This window comes from Pseudomonas sp. BF-R-26 (assembly GCF_019947395.1).
GTDB lineage: Bacteria > Pseudomonadota > Gammaproteobacteria > Pseudomonadales > Pseudomonadaceae > Aquipseudomonas > Aquipseudomonas farris.
In genome coordinates this window covers 54,361-72,010 of the sequence record NZ_JAGYGK010000005.1, presented here as the reverse complement: position 1 = coordinate 72,010, position 17,650 = coordinate 54,361, and the positions used below count along the sequence as shown (strand labels likewise).

Genomic DNA, 17,650 nt, shown 5'->3' with positions numbered 1-17,650 from the left:
CTACATTGCAACCCCTGTAGGAGCGAGGCTTGCCCGCGAAGAACGATAACGCGGTCATTCGGTTAAACCGCGGTGCGCCCTTCGCGGGCAAGCCTCGCTCCTACGGGAATTGGTGGCTCAACTACTGCCGTGGTCGTAAACGGACGGTGGCAAATTCCCGGTTTCGAGTGCAGCCGTTCGTTGTTGTAAAACCCAACGGTGTCATCAGCGATGTCAGTATCGCTTCGGCCGTTTTTTATGCCTGGTGAACTCCACAGCCCCTGAGTTCAAAGCCGCCAAGCCTATACCACTCATCGAAAAACCACCCGTACCTGTTAGTTCTGACAGTAGCCAGCCGCGCATCCGTGGGGCCCAATCAAAGTCATCGCATCTACATGAACCCACCGCAAGGTTTTGGACAGGGAGCTCCGGCCATGACCACTTTCCGCCCGTTTCTGTTTCCCGTTTTCGAGTATGCCGCCTCCCCGCTCGCGCTGCGCCCGCCATTGGTGGCCGACATGACCCATCCGATCGTGGACGGTGATGGCGGCATTAGCATCGCGGTGGTCGATGATGAACAGGGCGTGCTGTGCGTCGTCAATCCTTATAGCCACATGCAAGCGGGCGACAAGATCGACATCTACCTGGACACGGTGCCGGTATTCCACCTGGAGGTGCTGGCAGACGATGTCAACCAGCGTCTGTTCTTTTACCTGCCGGCAACATTGTTCGTGCCCGGCTGGATCGAGGAATTTTATTACCGGTTGCAGCGCAACGGGGAGGCGACGCCTGATGACCCTTCGACGCCCCTGCGTCTGCTGGTCAAGCTCAACCGACCTGGAGGGATCGACAAGAAACCTCACCTGCCCGACGGGCATTCCGAACTGCATCACGTGCAATTGCCGCCAGAGGTCATCGACCAAGGAGTCGATGCCGAGTGGGCAAAAAAAGGAGTACCCGTCACCATTCCTTTCTACCCGGAAATTACTGCGCACGACACGATTCTAATGCATTGGGGCAGTACCGCACTGGCGCCCCACACTGTCACCGAAGCACAAGCTGCCGGAACGGAGCCCATCGAGATCATTGCGGATCAGGCCGCCATTCTCAATGGCGGAGACAGTGACGCGCTGGTGCTGCGGTACGATATTTACGACCGAGTCTGGAATTGGGCAGTAAGGCACTCACAGAGCACCCGTGTCCGCGTCGAAGCCGGTGCCGGGCGTCTGGACGCACCGATCATCAAGGAGTCGGTCAACGGCGTGATCGACCTCAAGCAATTGAACCAGCAGGACGTCACGGTGCAAGTTCACATACAGGACGGCGACTTCAAGATCGGCGATACGATCACGATGACCTGGATCGGAACACCGCCCGTTGGCAAGCCATTGATTTACACCGTCTCCTGGACAGTCGACAACATCCCGAGCATCCATGACTTCAAAGTGCCCTACGCCGATGTTCGCGCCATCGCCATGGGCTCGGCCGATGCGTCCTATGTCTTGACCAAAGCCAATGGCAATCCGCCGCTCTCCTCCAAACGTGCCTTCGCCGATGTGATCGGCGATGTGTATGCCCATCCGGCGCCGACGATTCGGGAACTGGTGGGCAGCGTCCTCGAACCGGACAACACCATTGCAACCGTGGACATCACGTATCCGGGCATGGCCAACGGCGACTTGGTCCATCTGATTTGGCTGGGTACCCGATCCAACGGCCAACCCTACGCCCATGAGGAGGAGTACACCGTCAGCCAAGGGGATGAGGAACGCAAGGCCATCACGATCTACGTGCTGGGTGAACACATCAGTGTGCTGGCTGACGGCAAGCTCGATCTGTCCTACAGAGTGTCCAACGATCAGGCGGCGCTTTACGGGGTGAGTGAGTCCGAGCACCTGTTGGTTGACGTTCAGGCCATTCGGGCCACGCTGCCGGCGCCCAAGGTCGAGGAGGCCGATGGCGATTTGCTGGATCCGTCGAAAGTGTTCGATAACGTGCACGTGCTGATCGAATACCTTGGGACACTCAAGGACGATATTTTCACCTGCTACTGGACCAGCCCCAAACCCTTCGCCAGCACCAGTGACTGGCTGCCGATTACCTCGGTTTCGCAGGGAAAACCGGTGCGCTTTCGGGTGGATGCCGACTATGTCACCGCCAATATCGGGCAGTACGTCAAAGTGCGCTACACGCTAAAACATGCCGCGACTGGTTTGTACAGTTATTCGGGCACACTGAATCTACTGGTGGGGGATCTGGTCGCACCGACTATTTCCTCGGTAAAAGGCACCTCAAGCGGGGACGAAATCCCCAACGGCGACACGACTGTCGAAACCAGCGTGACGCTGACCGGCACGGCCAGCAAAGGTCAAAAAGTCGATGTACTCGATGGCGCCGTGTCCAAGGGTCAGCCGACTGCCGACCCAACGACGGGAATCTGGACGTTGGTGGTCTCGGGACTGAGCGTCGCGCCTCACAGCTTCACCGCCAAGGCGCTGTATGGGTCGGGCGCGGTCTCAGCGGCCTGGACGTTGACCGTGACAGCATTGGTCGCACCGACTATTTCCTCGGTAAAAGGCTCGCCGAGCGGGGTCGAAATCCCCCATGGCAGCACAACCATCGAAACCAGCGTGACGCTGACCGGCACGGCCAGCAAAGGTCAAAAAGTCGATGTACTCGATGGTGCCGTGTCCAAGGGTCAGCCGACTGCCGACCCAACGACGGGAATCTGGACGTTGGTGGTCTCGGGACTGAGCGTCGCGTTTCACAGCTTCACCGCCCAGGCGCTGTATGGCGATGGGCAAGTTTCAACGCCAGCACGCAACTTGACCGTCACGGCCGTGGCAGCTCCCGCCATCACCCGGGCCGAAGACTCCAAGGGGGTTGAGATTCGTCAAGCCGGCATCACCGTCGACACCGCCGTGACACTCACGGGGACTGCCAGTAACGGTCAGAAAGTCCGGATCCTGGACGACACCACATCCAAAGGGGAGGCTATTGCCGATCCAACGAGCGGCATTTGGACCCATCCCATGACCGGCCTGAGCGTGGCCGCCCACAGCTTCACCGCCAAAGCGCTGTATGGCAGTGGGCAGGTGTCAACGCCAGCACGCACCTTGACCGTTACGACCGTGCTGGTCATCAATACAAACCAAATGTATATGTCAGGTTACAAACTTTTTCATCCAACATTCGCTATGCATGCTCGCCCATCATACAGTCAGACGCGAATCCCCAGCGGGGGTCGTCCACCTTACAACTATAGTTCCTCAGCCCCCCAAGTGGCGCAGGTCCATTCGTCGACCGGAACTGTCACCGGTATGAGAAATGGATCGGCGACCATCACTGTCACTGACAATAGTGGCCAATCTGCACGTTATGTGGTCCAAGTGCGCAATACTTATGACCTTAAAGTGATACATGACCAGACAAGAACAAGTGCAGAGGCGATGGCGTACATGAGATCAATAGGAGGCGTAGACATATACTACGGCACAAACATTTCGGGCCTGCTTAATGACAATTTGGTGAATCCTACCCACGTGCTATTAAACTTCAGCGCGACTAACTATTGCACGTCAAGTGGAGTTCCGGCGTATGTAAGGTCAGCGATCGAAAACAGATATCGACTTTCGACATATGCTTCTCACCCAACAGATATAACCCGCCGCGGCATTGTAGCGTTCGTACCCAGAAACTGAATTGATAGCTGTTTGTTTTTAATATCAATTCCAACCGTGATGGCATTGATGGTGTAATGTTGGCCGGCCGGACAAAACCGAACCTCACTGTTTGTCCGGCTGGGCAACTCCGCGTAAACCGAGCACCATGTTCATGGTCGCGCCGGATAAAAAAACCGAAGAGCTGCTGGTCAATGCCTGCGAATCCCTGGCCTCGGCGAGTGTGATGCTCAGCGATTTCGCCGGGTTGCTGGGCACGCCGTATCGCCACACCCTGCTGGGTATTCCGCAGGTGGTCATGCTTGGTGAATTGACGGTGAATCGGGCGCTGGATAACCTCGAACCGCAAGACTAGCGAGAGCCTGAAGTAAGATGCTGCGTCTGAAAGCGATCCGGGTGTTGGTGGCGGGGTCGAGTCCTTCTGCTCACCTCGTAAACGGACGGTGGCAAATACAGTTTTACCAGGCCCAATGCAACCCCACATTCACCCCATACGGCTGCTCGATATGCTCACCCTTGGCATAATCGAAATCGGCATGTACCTGAAACTCCTTGGAAAGTGCCAGCGCAACCCCCACTCCAAGCTGCCCGCGCGTACCGGACAAGTCATTATTGAACACGTTGTTCTCGTTGACCGTAACCCGGTTGTTGTTGATGAATTCATGCAGCACCGCTGCACGCACATAGGGTTGAACCACGCGGCCATTGCCCAGGGCGAAGTTGCGGCCAACGGTCATGCCGGCTTCGGCGAGCGCCGAGCGGGTGCGATCGCCGTCGGCGTGCATGCCGTTGTCCAGGTCGTAGTTCTTGCCTTGAATCACGGCAGTCGTCAGTTTGCCGTAGGGTTCGATGAAGTAGTCCTGCTCCAGCTTGATGTGGCGCCCGAACTCCGCTGAAGCGCTGACGCCGTTGCTGGTGTAATCGCCTTTGGCCCGGGTGCCGTCGCTCATGCCGACCTTGGCGTCGTTGTGAAAACGGTTGAACTTGAGCAGAGCGTCGAAGTAATAGCCACTCTCGTCATCCAGCCAGGTCACATAAGGCCCCAGGTAGTAACTCTTGATCGTCCCGGAAGTGCCCTGCTCGATGTTCAGGTCGGAATGGCTGTAACCGGTCATCACACCCGCCAGCCACTGGCTGTCACCCAAGCGCACATCCGCACCAAGGGACAGGCCCTGTTGGGTCTGCTGATACGCCACGCCGGAACCGTCGGCGACATTGTATTTGTTGCCGTAAGTGCGCATCCAGAAGCCCGAATCGCCACCGTTGAAGCGCAACTCACCCATCCGGCTGCGCAAGGTCGCGCCCTCGGCGTACAGGATGGTCGCCGGGGCATTGAACAACGCCAACACCGAACGCGCGCCGGGGCTGACGGTTTTGGTGGTCGGGTCCAGGTACCACTCAGTGGCTTCGCCGTTAGAGCGACTGGCCAGTTGGTAGGACCAGGCGCCCAGCGCCACCGGCCCATTGACCAGGGAGAATTGAGCAGGCCCACTGCCGGTACGCACCAGAGTCAACGCCTGAGGCGAAACGGCATCCAGACCGGAAGCACTGACCGCCAAGCCGAAATCACCGGTGGCCACCCCGGTTACGTTGAGGAAATCGTGCTCGCCGCTGGCGAAGTTACCTTTCATCATGATCAGGTTGGTGCCCGGATTACCGACCAGCGTCCCGACATTGAGTTGGTAAAACGTATCGGGTTGATCGTCGGGGCCAAACTTGAGATTACCGCCGCCCATGGCCAGCGCACCCACGGTGTCATTGCCGGTCAGCGTCCAGGTCGACCCGCTGTTGATCGTCACGCCGTTGACCTGGTCCAGGCGGCCGGTGAACGTCGAATTGTTTTGCAGGGTGACGGTGGCTGTTGAGGGGTCATCGACCAACACCACATCACCGGTCATGTGGCCCTGATCGAAGGTGAGGTTGGCAGTGCTGTTGCCGTCGATGTTGATGTTGCCTTGCAGGGTGCTGTTGGCGACGGTCATGGTGGCGGTCGAGGCGTCCTTCACGTCGAGCAGAATGTTGTTGCCGGCGAGCAGACGGGTATTGTTCAGCACTTGTATCTGTGTGGTCACGCCGGCATCAGCGAGAATCGCCGACCCGGTCTGCCCCTGCACCTGGACATTGCTCAACGACAGATTGGCGCCCCCTCCCACACCTTCTGCGTCAGCCCGCAGTCGAACACCGGTCGCACCACCGGTGATGCTGCCACCTGCGGCGCTGACATCTGCGCCAAACGAGTTCAGACCGATGCCGGTCGGCCCGCTACCGGTCACCTGTGTATCGGTCAATTGAATGAGACTGCCGCCACCGGTTTCGATCCCGGCCGTTATGCCGGTGATCCGGCTGCCGCTGATCACTACGTTCGAACCGGTCGTGGTTCCGCTGACCCGATTGATGAGCATGCCCATTCGGGTTCCGGTCACTGTGGCATCGGTCAGGTTGCCACTGGCATTGGTGATCGAAACCCCGGCATTACCCAGACGTCCGGCATAGGTGCCGCCCACCGCATTGAACTTCGCATCGGTGTTGATCAACACTTCAAAGGTATTCGCACCATTGGAATTCAACACGCCACCATTACGGGCTCGGTAGTTGTCCAGCGGGGTATTTTGATCGATGTCCAGGGTTTGCCCAGATTCGATCGAGGTCAATGCAAACACCAGAGGGCTCGATAACAGGGTTGGGGCCAAGGTCAGCCACACCAGAGACTTTTTGATTCGCTGTAACGGAAACAACTGCAAACACGTTTCCATGATGACTCCTTCTAACTATTGAGCAAGACATGTCCTCTCGCGAGAGGAAGGCATGAAAAATGTGAGCGCAGAGTACAAGGAGAAAAGCGACTTTTCTGTAGGACTTATCTCCAATTTAACGAGAATTAACTCTCACTGAAATGTAACAAAGAGGTGGAGAGTATCCTCCACCTCTGATGGTTATAACTAACGCTTATTCGGCTCGAGTGCCAGAGCAGAAGTTTTGATCCGCATCGATCACAACCACTCGAACCTTATGCTCAACAGAACTATGGGTGCGACCATCAATTGTCGCGGTATAAACAATGGCTCCTTCTCCGTCTGCAATGGTTTTAAGCGCAATATTGAACGGCAGATACACTTCGAATCCGTTTATATGTTCAGTTCCTTGCAATGTTTTTTCGAACAGATAATCATCGACAGGATCACTACCCACTGGAAACTTCGTCCCTGACCATTTAAATTCCAACGTCATTTCAGGTTCAAGTGAGCCACCCCCCTCCACTCTGATAATCGCTGCCTTACCCACCACAGGTATATCCCGTAGCGAACTGCAATCGAGGTACTCCCGCCCAATAGGATTTGTATACAGATGCTGAATGACAGGAACTGGAAGCGTAACAGGATAAATATACACATCTACTTCGGTTGGCGGTGACGGATTTTCATTCTCACCATTATCAGTAGGATTGGTGATTACATAACGTGCTATTTTTTTCCCGTTACTGGTCGCTTCAAATATTGCCGACGGGAGTTTAAACGGAATTTTAAAAGCTGGATCTTCAGTGCCATCTACCGCGTAACGTCCACCCGGAGGAGGTACAACCTTCCCCTCCCACTTCAAGTTGACAATGTCTCCGTCCTTGAATCCCGTATAAATCGTCAGATCGATATCGATTTCATTACCAACATCATCTTCCACCAAGGTGTTATCACCTGTTGAGCCTTTCAACACTAATTCATTCAGGTTCGGGTTACCCAAATCCGGATCCGGTTCGGGGTTGGCCGGCCCTGGAATCGTCAGGTTAACGTTGAACGTTTTACCAACCGGTTCCGGAAAGTCCTTACCGTCTCGTACGATGGCATAGGTCACCGTGACATCCTTCGGACCATCACCGCCTTCCGCCACATCCGCGAATGGCACGTCAACAATCACTTGAGCGGTGCCGTCCGTGGGCTGGGGGGGTTGCACCTTGCCATTAAACGTTACCCTGACCTGATCTGTCGGCAATCCATTATCGAAAGTCGGGATAACCACCGCTACATCGGGATGGGCATCATTCAAATCGACCACACCGTCATCGCTCTCCGGCACTTCTGGTGGTTGTAATCCACTGGGCACCGGTGTGAGCTCAACACGAAGGTTGAGCGGCATTGACTCGGGCCCAACATTTCCCACCCGATCTTCAAACTTGCAGTAACAAATGAAGTCACCTTCGCCAATTTCAATCATAGCTTTGGGGACTTTAATCTCAATTGGCGAACTAGAATCTTCATCGACATTAAAAACACCAACTGGAATAGCAGGAATACTTTTACCATAATAAAGCGTATATTTATCCCCATTCCTAACATCATCCGGAGGGTCAATGATCATCGTAATATCACCCAACAAATCCAGAATATCGCGAGTAATAAGACCATCTACCACTTCAACTGGCGGGGTAGGTTTGTTACCTGGCCGGCCATGATTGGGCGCAACGGTATCGATGAAAAATTCGGACGGGTCAGACTCAGTGGAATTACTCGCATAGAGCACTTTATACTTCAAACGAAATATTCCTGGAGTAGCCGTTTCTGTCCCTGGCAATATCATTTCATGAGGATTAGGTACAGGCAATGGAAGCTCTTCCCATGCTGACACCACAAAATCATCCTTTAACAACGCGATTATAGTATCGCCTGGTTGTGCTCCGTCGGGCACCTGTACATCTTCAAGAATCACCTTGCAGGCCTGCCCCTGACGACTCGACTGCAATTTCGCAATATCATCACCGGGTATCGCAGGCAATAAATTCTCTACCACAGGCGCCTTACCGGCCGCACGGCGTAAAGATTGACGCAAGATGGACAACTTTCTCCGGGCCAGTTCTGCTTCCGATAACACATTCATATTGGTCATTATTCGTTCTCCTTTTCAGTAGACGCGTCAAGTCATCTGTCATCAACTGCAGACCATCCATACAGATGCCGGACATTCACTTCACGTGCGAAAACCAGTCAGTTTTCGTTACACAGATCTTTCTCCGGCGAACAAACCTCACCACTGGGCATGGTTCGATTAATGACAACAAACTCCGACTTGGAAACGCCCCTGCCACCATCGTGTTTTTCAAGCTTGTAATAAGCCAGCCCGGAGCCGTTATTCACCATTGGTGCAATCAACCTGTTGTAATCTGCGACGACAATATCGATGTCCTCACCGGGCTGAAACGTGGTGAGGTCTTTAATAATCTCGTCGTAAGCACCTTCTATGGGATCAGTGCCGTTTAAACCGGCACACCCCTGCCAGACGAGTATCACCCTGTCGCCCGGTTCGATACGGGGGTCGGCCCTGACTCTGACCGTCACACCTTCCCAGAGCCGAGGCCTCGAACAACAGTGGAGTACGCCGTTCAACCCGCCATGAGGAAACGTGGGTTCCTTCAGGTTCTCGATCAAGATGATTGCCACGCTGACCGGGGTCGGCAGGGACTGCTGTTCGTTAACGCCATTGCTGGTGGTGTAGGAAACGGGTAACGCCGGATTCTGTTTATCGGTGTCGATAACTTCCCAGGGAACCATGAACTCAATGGACGCGCCGGCCACGTCCCCGACTTTGACTTCGTAGCGTGCGACGGGCCCTGGGTAACTTCCCCAATAAAGTTCAAGCACTTGCCCTGGCTTGGGCGCGTTATACAAGTTCAGTAGAACCTTGGCCGGATAACCATGATCCTCTGTCAGCAATGAATTCCTGATGCCGGATTTTTCGCCGTAAACCTCCACGAATGCGAGGTCTTCATTGGTACGCGCCGGCGCCTTGTCATGATCCTGCCCGGCCAACGTGAGGTCGACGGCCACCGAAATATCCGGTGAAGGCGGCCCATACGCACTGCCTTGTCGAATCTTGTAATAAACCTTCGCCCGCAACGGTCCATCACCTTTGGCGTGCAGCGTCGGCCAAGGTACCGTGGCCGTAATAGGAGCTGCAGGGTCTACTGGAAATTCGGCCAGCGGGGTGTCGTCCCAAAAAATGGCGACCCAATGCCCCGGATCCGCAAAGTCGTACTGATCGATCTCCACTTGCACATCATCACGGGCCTGCTGACGATCGACCAACCCTCTGGGCAGCGGAACCTTGGGCGGTGGCAGCTGGCCTGGGGCGGGGGTCAGGTCTACGTTAATATCCGCCAGATAGGATCTGGGGCCGGTATTCCCGGCCCGATCTCTAAGCGAGTAATACAGGTAGCGCTTTCCTTTACCCCAAGGGCGAATTTCATCGGCGTAAACGGTGATCAGCAGTCGTTTATTGTCAATGTCCTCCTGACTGAACTCCTGTTCACGAATTGGTATTTCGTTGTCGGGCGGCAGCTCTCGATCCGTCCAGAAATACGGCGCACGATCTCCCGCCATCACATCGGTGTAAAAAGGTACGTCAACGATCACCTGCCCATGTTCGGTCAAATAGGTCTCGGTAATCGTGCCGCCCAGCTCGGCAGGAAACACCACGGCATCGGGTTTACTGCCGAAGTTGGGCGGTTGGGTGTCAATGGTCAGTTTTTTTCTGGGTGACTCTTTCGGGTTAACCCCTGAAATAGAAACCCTGACCGACACCTCGTAAATGCCGATCGACAAAAGCTCCTGAGGGACAAAGAGCGTTTGCGGAAATCCGATAGGGTCGGCGTTGGGATACCAACGGTCATCGACCCGCCTGAAGGGGGTCCCAACAGGCATGAATCCAAGCTCGACCCAATCCTCCTCGTCTGGTCCTACCCCCTGTTTAAAATCCGTGAACGTAACGGCCAATCGCGCTCCTAGCGCAGACCTTGGCAGCAGCCCGTTCGGATCATCCTGCTCGATGACCGCCGGCACTTTCGGCGGCTCGTCTGTGGCCCCGAAGGATGAAGGCGGTTCCTCGGCAGCAAGCAGGTCGTTAGGTTGATTGGGCGATACCATTGCAAGTCTTCCCTGACGAGGATGCGTGGGCTGCGCGCCTTGAGATTGAATACGCGCTTAACGAGATGGCTTCATTTAATGCCCGCTGTCAGGTACTGGCTACTGTCAGAAATAGCAGGTTTTGCTACCGTTCGTCGGGGATCAGCCGCTCAGGTAAGAATTCAAGGGATCCGTCGGTGAATCGGGTATTGGATAATCTCGACCCGCCGTCCTGACCATTAACTGAGGCCACAGGGGGTCATCGCGAGCCTGCTCGCGATGACGATCCAACAGGCAATGCATCACCGGCGCTCAAGCACGGACAAACAAAAACCCGCTCTCCGGTTTAACCGGGAGGGCGGGTTTTGTCGTTTCAGCCTTCAGTTCACACGGTATCCACCTTCAACGAATGATCATTGAGCATGCCGTTGATGATCGTCGCCGTATCGTGACCACCAGCAATCACCCCATCCGCCCCCGGCGTGACGCCGTAGTGGCTGGCCAGGTTCACACCCGCCAGGTCGATGGTCTGGTTCGGCGTGGCGCCGGCCATGGCGCTGACGTCGATGCTGGTGATCACTGACGCGCCACTGCCGCTGACGGTGAAGTGCAGGTAGTCATCCAGCGAAGCCGCGGTGCCGTTTTCGCCTTGCAGCAGTTGCGACAGGTCGAGTTTGTCGGTGCCTGGGGTGAAGTCGGTGATGACGTCGTGGCCGCTGTTGCCTTTGAGCCACTGGAAGGTGTCGGCGCCGCTGCCACCGGTGAGGGTGTTGTTGCCGAGGCCGCCGATCAGGAAGTCATCGCCGCCCCCGCCGTTGAGCACATCGTTACCCAAACCGCCGTTAATGATGTTGCTGTTGTTGTCCCCCATAAGGCTGTCGTTGAAGTTTGAGCCGGTGAGGTTTTCGATGCCGGTCAGAGTGTCAGTGCCCGCGCCAAGGGTGTTTTGCGCGGTAAGCAGGTTCAGGTCGGCGGTGACCCCGGCAGTGGCGTGGGCGTAGCTCGCGGTGTCGTTGCCGGTGCCACCGTCGAGCAGGTCATTGCCCGCGCCGCTGAACAGCAAGTCATTGCCGGCGCCGCCGTGCATTTCGTTGTTGCCGGAACCTGCGGTGAGCACGTCATTGCCGTCGCCGGCATTGATGACGTTGTTGCCCGCGCCCGCCACCAGTACGTCGTCCCCAGAAGTGCCGGTCAGCGTATGGCCATCCTGATAGCTGATGGTCACATTGGCCGAGTCGCTGCCGCCGTGGTTGTCGTTGGCGGTGTAGGTGCCGTGGAAGTCCGGCGTGGCATCGTGGGCTCCGGCGTAGTTGACGGTCATGGTCAGCTGGTAGTTTTCCGCGCCCTTCCCGCTGTTGCCCGGACCGCCGTCGTCGATGTTGGTGATGTGGATCTGGTACGTGCCGTCCGCCGTGGCGGTGATGGTCTGGCCATCGGCGATGGCAATGAAAGCACCGCCGTTGACCGAGTACTCCATGGTGACGTGGCCGGCCGCCAGATTGTGGTCCAGGTTGAGGGTTTCACCCTGTTTGAGGTTGACGGTGATCCGGTCCTCATCATTGGTATTGTTGGCGCTGACCGCCCCCAGCGCCCCGCTGACCACCAACATCGCCGTCATGGCGGCTGTGTTGGCGACGAATGCGCTGCGGGCGATGGTCACTGCCTGGGTGTTATTGGCGGTGAAACTGAAGTTCGGATTGGTGCCGGTAAAGTCCCCGCCCCTGGCCGTCCAGCCAGTGTTGAAGGTGGTCGGCGATGCCGTGAGCGTGTCGCCATTGACGTCGCTGTCGTTGGCCAGCAGCAGTTCGCCCGGCAGCACAATGCTGCCCGACAGCACGTTGGTAATGACGTGGTCATCGACCGCCACCGGCGGCGTGTTCGGAATCACGTTGATCACCAGCGTGGAGCTGGCCAGATCGCCGTCGTTGTCGCTGACGGTGAAGCCGATGTTTTCGGTGATGACCGCGGCCGTGGTTTTCTGCGAGAGGTAGGTGTACTCGCCGGTATCGAGGTTCACCACCAGGGTGCCGCTGTCATTGGTGGCGATGCTCAGGGTGTTGTTGGCGGTGTTGAAGGTGCCGTGGTTGGCGCCGCCGCTGAAGCTCAGCGAACCCTGATTGCTGTTGGCTTTCGGATCATAGGTATAAGTGGTGCCGTCGATCGTGATGGATTTGATGAAGCCACCATCGGCGCCAAATGTACCGCCCTCGCCCAGCAGCGAACCGGTGACCGGCGCGCCTTGCACGGTGCCCGAGAGTACCGAGTTGAGCTGATTGAGGTCGGTCACTATCACGGCGTCGGTGTCGGTGTGCGTGCTGCCGTCATAGGCCACTGGATCGAGGCTGGCGTTACTGACGCCACTGCCCAGGCCAATGGCGTAGTTCTTGATGCCATTGGCGTCGAGGAAGGCTTTGAGCGCGGCCTCGTCCGCGGGGCCGATGTCGCCTTCGTTGGGTTTGCCATCGGAGAAAAAGTAGCCGACGTTCTGCGCTCCGGTGAGTTTGCCCGAGGTGTTGAATGCGGTTTGCATGGTCGCCACGGCTGCGTCGTAGTTGGTGCCGCCGCCCTCCGTCAGCGTAGCGATGATCAACTTGGCGGTCGCCACATCGACCCACACCGAAGTCTGGTCCGTGGCGCTGCTGCTGAAGGTGACGATCTGCACTTTCACGTCGCCCAGATCGTCGTACTTGTCGAGCAATGCGCTGATCGCCTGCTTGGCCAGGTCCAGCCGCGACAGTCCCGATACACCGGAAGGGTCGACCATGCTCCCGGACACGTCGATCACCAGCAGCAGGTTGGAGTCGATCTGCACCGCGGGCACCGAACGGTCCGAGGTGACGGCTTTGGGCACGTCATCGACGATGCTGACCACAAGGGTGCCGGTGGTGCTGTTGCCCACGGCATCGGTGGCGGTGTAGGTGAAGCTTTCGTTCAGGGTGTTCGCGCCGTCGTTGGCGGTGGGCGAAGTTTTCGGCGCCGAGGTCAGGGTGTAGGTGTAGCTGCCGTCGGGGTTGAGAAGGATCTGCCCGTAGGTTCCGGTGGCACTGCCGACCAGGGTGTAAGTGATCGCACCGCTGGCGCCGGTGACCGCACCGACCAGCGTACCGGAGCCGGTTTCACCGGTGTTGCCCGGCTCGCTGCCAGTGACTGTGCCCGCTGCCAGGTCCTGGCCGTCTCGGGTCAAATCCAGGGCTTTTTCGTAGACCGTCACGTCGGTATCGGTGACCGTTACGAGGCAGTTGTTGGACACGTCGATGGTCAGGGTGGTGGTGCTTTCATCGCCGTCGGCATCGCGCACGGTATAGGTGAACACGTCCGTGGCGCCCGGCTCACCAACCGAGTTGGGGTTGCTGTGGTACACGGCATTACCGTTGGCATCCAGTGTGAGATAGCCGTAGGTGCCGTTGATTTGGCTGTTCAAGCCGCCGATGGCCGAAGTCGATGTGTCGCTGCCGGCGCGCACACCGACCACTGCACCTCCCAATGCCGGGCCGTCAGCACCGAGCACATCGTTGTCCAGTACATTACCGCTGACTGTCCCGCCCTCTACCACCGCGACTGAATCGCAGTGCGCAGTCGGCACGTCATCGACGATGTTGATCACGATGGTGCTGGTGACGCTGTTGCCTAAAGAATCGGTGGCCTGATAGGTGAAGCTTTCGCTCAGAGTGTTCGGCCCGTCGTTAGCGTTGGGCGTGGTCGCTGGTGCGGACGTCAAGGTGTAGGTGTAGCTGCCATCCGGATTGAGCAGAATTTGCCCGTAGGTCCCAGTGGTGCTTCCGACCAAGGTGTAAGTGATTGCGCCAATAGCGCCAGTGATGGAGCCGACCAGCGTGCCGGAGGCGGTTTCACCGGTATTGCCCGGCTCGCTACCGGTGACGGTGCCTGCTGCCAGGTCCTGTCCATCCTTGGTCAAATCCAGCGCTTTTTCCTGAACCGTTACGTCGTTATCAGGGACCACCACGAGGGAGCAGTCGGCCACGTTGATGGTAATGGTCGTGGTGCTTTCATCGCCGTCGGCATCGCGCACGGTGTAGGTGAACACATCCGTGGCGCCCGGCGCGCTGACCGAGTTCGGATTGCTGTGGTACACGGTGTTGCCATTGGCATCCAGGGTCAGGTAGCCGTAGGTGCCGTTGATTTGCGTATTCAAACCGCCGATGGCTGAAGTCGAAGTGTCGCTGCCGGCGCGCACGCCGACCACTGCACCACCCGATGCAGGGCCGTCAGCGCCGAGTACATCATTGCCCAACACATTGCCGCTGACCGTTCCACCCTCCGCCACCGAGACTGCATCGGCGTGAGCGGTGGGTACGTCATCGACGATGTTGATCACGATGGTACTGGTGACGCTGTTACCCAAGGGATCGGTCGCTTGATAGGTGAAACTTTCGTTCAGGGTATTCGGCCCGTCGTTGGCGTGGGGGATGGTCGTTGGTGCGGAGGTCAGGGTGTAGGTGTAGCTGCCGTCGGGGTTGAGCACGATTTGCCCATAAGTCCCGGTGGCGCTGCCGACCAAGGTGTAAGTGATCGTGCCAGTGGTGCCAGTGACCGAGCCGACCAGCGTACCGGAGCCGGTTTCACCGGTGTTGCCCGGCTCGCTGCCGGTGACCGTGCCTGCCGCCAGATCCTGGCCATCCTGGGTCAAATCCAGCGCTTTTTCGTTAACCGTCACGTCGCTATCGCTGGCCGCAACGAGGGTGCAGTCCGCCACGTTAATGGTGATGGTCGTGGTGCTTTCATCGCCGTCGGCATCACGCACGGTGTAGGTGAACACATCCGTGGCCCCCGGCGCGCTGACCGAGTTCGGGTTGCTGTGGTACACGGCGTTGCCGTTGGCATCCAGAGTCAGGTAGCCATAGGCGCCGTTGATTTGAGTATTCAGGCCACCGATGGCTGAAGTCGAAGTGTCGTTGCCGGCGCGCACGCCAACCACCGCACCACTGAGTGCCGGGCCGTCGGCACCTCCGACGTCATTGTTCAGCACGTTGCCCGAGGCCGTTGCGCCTTCGGCTATCGTCGCTTGATCAGGGTTGGCGGTGGGCAAGTCATCGACGATGTTGACGTTGATCTGACCCAACGCAGTGCTGCCATCGACGTCGGTGGCGACGACATTGAGGTTCTCGGTGATGCTGTTGGTGCCGTCGGCGTTCGGGTGGGTTTCGTTATCCGTCAGGGTGTAGCTGTAGCTGACCACGCCAGTCGTGCTGTTGAAACCGGTGATGGTCAGCGTATTGCCGAGCGCAGTGACGATCGATTGCGGGAAGCCTGCGGCCACGCCACCGGTGACTACCGCGATGCCGCCCACGGTCAGGGTTTGCAAACCGTCGAGGGCGGTGACGGTGAAGGTGCCGCTTTGGGTCAAGGCCGGTGTGTTGGGGCTGGTGCCGTCGCTGAGGTTTTTCTCATAAACGTTGAGTTCACCGCCGTTGACGTTCAGGCCATCGAGAGTCACTGGGTCATCGTTGTTATGGATGTTCAGCACCAGCGTCGCGGTGCTGGTATCGCCATCGGAATCGGTGAGGGTGTAGACGAAATTCTCGGTAGCGTTGCCACCACCGTTCAAGGCTTTGAAGTCCGCATCGCTGGTGTTCAGGGTGTAGGTGTATGTGCCGTTGGCGTTGAGTACCAGCGTGCCGTAAGTCCCGTTGAACGTGCCGCCGATGACCGGCCCGCTGTCGGGGCCAGTAGGAATGCGGTCGGCGCCCTGGAGGTCGTTGGGCAGCACGCTGCCAGCCAGGGTCAGCAGGGTTTCCGAGGCGCTATTGGCGTTGGTGTCGTCGATGGCTTTGGGCACATCGTCAGTGATGTTGACGTCCAGCGAACCGGTGGCGGTATCGCCGTTGCTGTCACTCGCGACGACGGTGAACTGTTCGCTGAGGTTGTTGGTGCCGTCGCCAGCCGAGTGGGTTTCGTTGCCGACGAGGGTGTAGCTGTAACTCACCACGCCGGTAGCCGGGTTGTAACCGGTGATCGTCAGGGTGTTGCCCAGTTGAGTGGTGATCGATTGCGGAAAACCGGCGGGCACACCACCACTGATCACGTTGATTCCGCCGATGTTCAGGCTGGTCAGCCCGTCAGCCGCAATGATTGTGAAGGTGCCGTTTTGAATCAGCGCTCCGGGGTTGCTGGCCGAACCGTCCACCAGGTTGGCTTCATTGAGGGTCAGTTCGCCCCCCGCCGCCGACAGGCCGATGAGGGTGACCGGGTTATTCGGCGCGCCTGTCCCACCTGCACCACCCGCACCACCCGCACCGTTATCGCCATTGCCCGGATCAGCGTCCCGGCGCGCCAGGGGGAATTCGGGAATGCCGTTGAAGCCCGCAGTGGGGAAACCAATGATCGGATCGACCCGGCCCGCCACCTCCTCCAGCAACACAAAACTGTGACCACCGCCCAATCCACCCGGTGCTCCAGATGCGCCCGGCCCGGCAGCGGTGGCTTCACCGGTCTGAGTCGGGTCGGCACCGGCGGCAATGGCTTTTTGCAGTTGCTCGACATCGGTCAGTTGCGCCTGGCTCGGCGTCACCGCCTCAGAGGTCTCCACGTGCGGGACCTGATGCGCCAGTAATTGGTCCGTCATCTGCAGGCTGCTGTCACGCCCCAGGGTCAGTTCCTGGCCATTCTTCAACTGCACCGCCACCGCGCCTTCGGCCCCGGTGACCAGGTGCTCGCCAGCAAACAGCCGATCGCCCTCGACCAGGGTGCGTCGGGTGCCATCACCCGCCACTGCGTACACCTGACCGATGACCTTACTGACGATACCGATGAGCGTTGCCATGTGCATTTCCTCCGCTGCCAACAGCTGTCGGCATCCTGTTTGCGCGAAGAAGTTGCTCATGGTTCAAGCAGGTTGGCCTGGCGGATCGTTTGCCGAGAAAGCGTTTACCTGACGTAAACCACTGCCTCCCGACTCTCTCGCCAGACGTGTCGCTCGCAAGGGGAATTTCTGGATCGGGATAAAACCCTCTGCAATCAATGGCATCGGGGTCCACTTCCAAAATAACCGCCTTGCTAACGATGCGTAACGGTTTTGAATCACTCGAGTGACAAAAAATTGTCGCCTCTAAACCGTCTCGCTTCCCTCCCCTCCAGCACTTCTTC

The 17,650-nt window shown here is 57.8% G+C and carries 6 protein-coding genes; 2 read left to right on the top strand and 4 right to left on the bottom strand.

Annotated features, from left to right (window positions below; translation table 11 throughout):
- The first annotated feature begins 413 nt into the window (after positions 1 to 413).
- Together KGB18_RS08065 and KGB18_RS08060 are read left to right on the top strand one after the other, a co-directional pair.
- Positions 414 to 3,680: an Ig-like domain-containing protein gene (locus KGB18_RS08065; protein WP_223569668.1), complete on the top strand. Its 3,267-nt coding sequence runs from the start codon at positions 414 to 416 to the stop codon at positions 3,678 to 3,680.
- A 91-nt stretch (positions 3,681 to 3,771) separates the two neighbouring features.
- Positions 3,772 to 4,014, top strand: a complete 243-nt coding sequence (locus KGB18_RS08060; RefSeq protein WP_123723033.1) for a DUF6124 family protein — start codon at positions 3,772 to 3,774, stop codon at positions 4,012 to 4,014.
- A gap of 103 nt (positions 4,015 to 4,117) precedes the next feature.
- Here KGB18_RS08060 and KGB18_RS08055 read toward each other — a convergent pair whose 3' ends face one another.
- The 4 genes from KGB18_RS08055 to KGB18_RS08040 form a co-directional block, all read right to left on the bottom strand.
- Positions 4,118 to 6,412 (bottom strand): autotransporter outer membrane beta-barrel domain-containing protein, encoded by a 2,295-nt coding sequence (locus KGB18_RS08055; protein WP_223569667.1) that lies wholly within the window; start codon positions 6,410 to 6,412, stop codon positions 4,118 to 4,120.
- Positions 6,413 to 6,605: 193 nt separating this feature from the next.
- Positions 6,606 to 8,534, bottom strand: coding sequence for a hypothetical protein (locus KGB18_RS08050; RefSeq protein WP_223569666.1), 1,929 nt, complete (start codon positions 8,532 to 8,534; stop codon positions 6,606 to 6,608).
- A 98-nt stretch (positions 8,535 to 8,632) separates the two neighbouring features.
- Positions 8,633 to 10,567: a hypothetical protein gene (locus tag KGB18_RS08045; RefSeq protein ID WP_223569665.1), complete on the bottom strand. Its 1,935-nt coding sequence runs from the start codon at positions 10,565 to 10,567 to the stop codon at positions 8,633 to 8,635.
- A 364-nt stretch (positions 10,568 to 10,931) separates the two neighbouring features.
- A complete protein-coding gene (locus KGB18_RS08040) occupies positions 10,932 to 17,327 on the bottom strand; it encodes a retention module-containing protein (RefSeq protein ID WP_223569664.1) in 6,396 nt (2,131 codons plus the stop codon).
- Positions 17,328 to 17,650 lie beyond the last annotated feature (323 nt).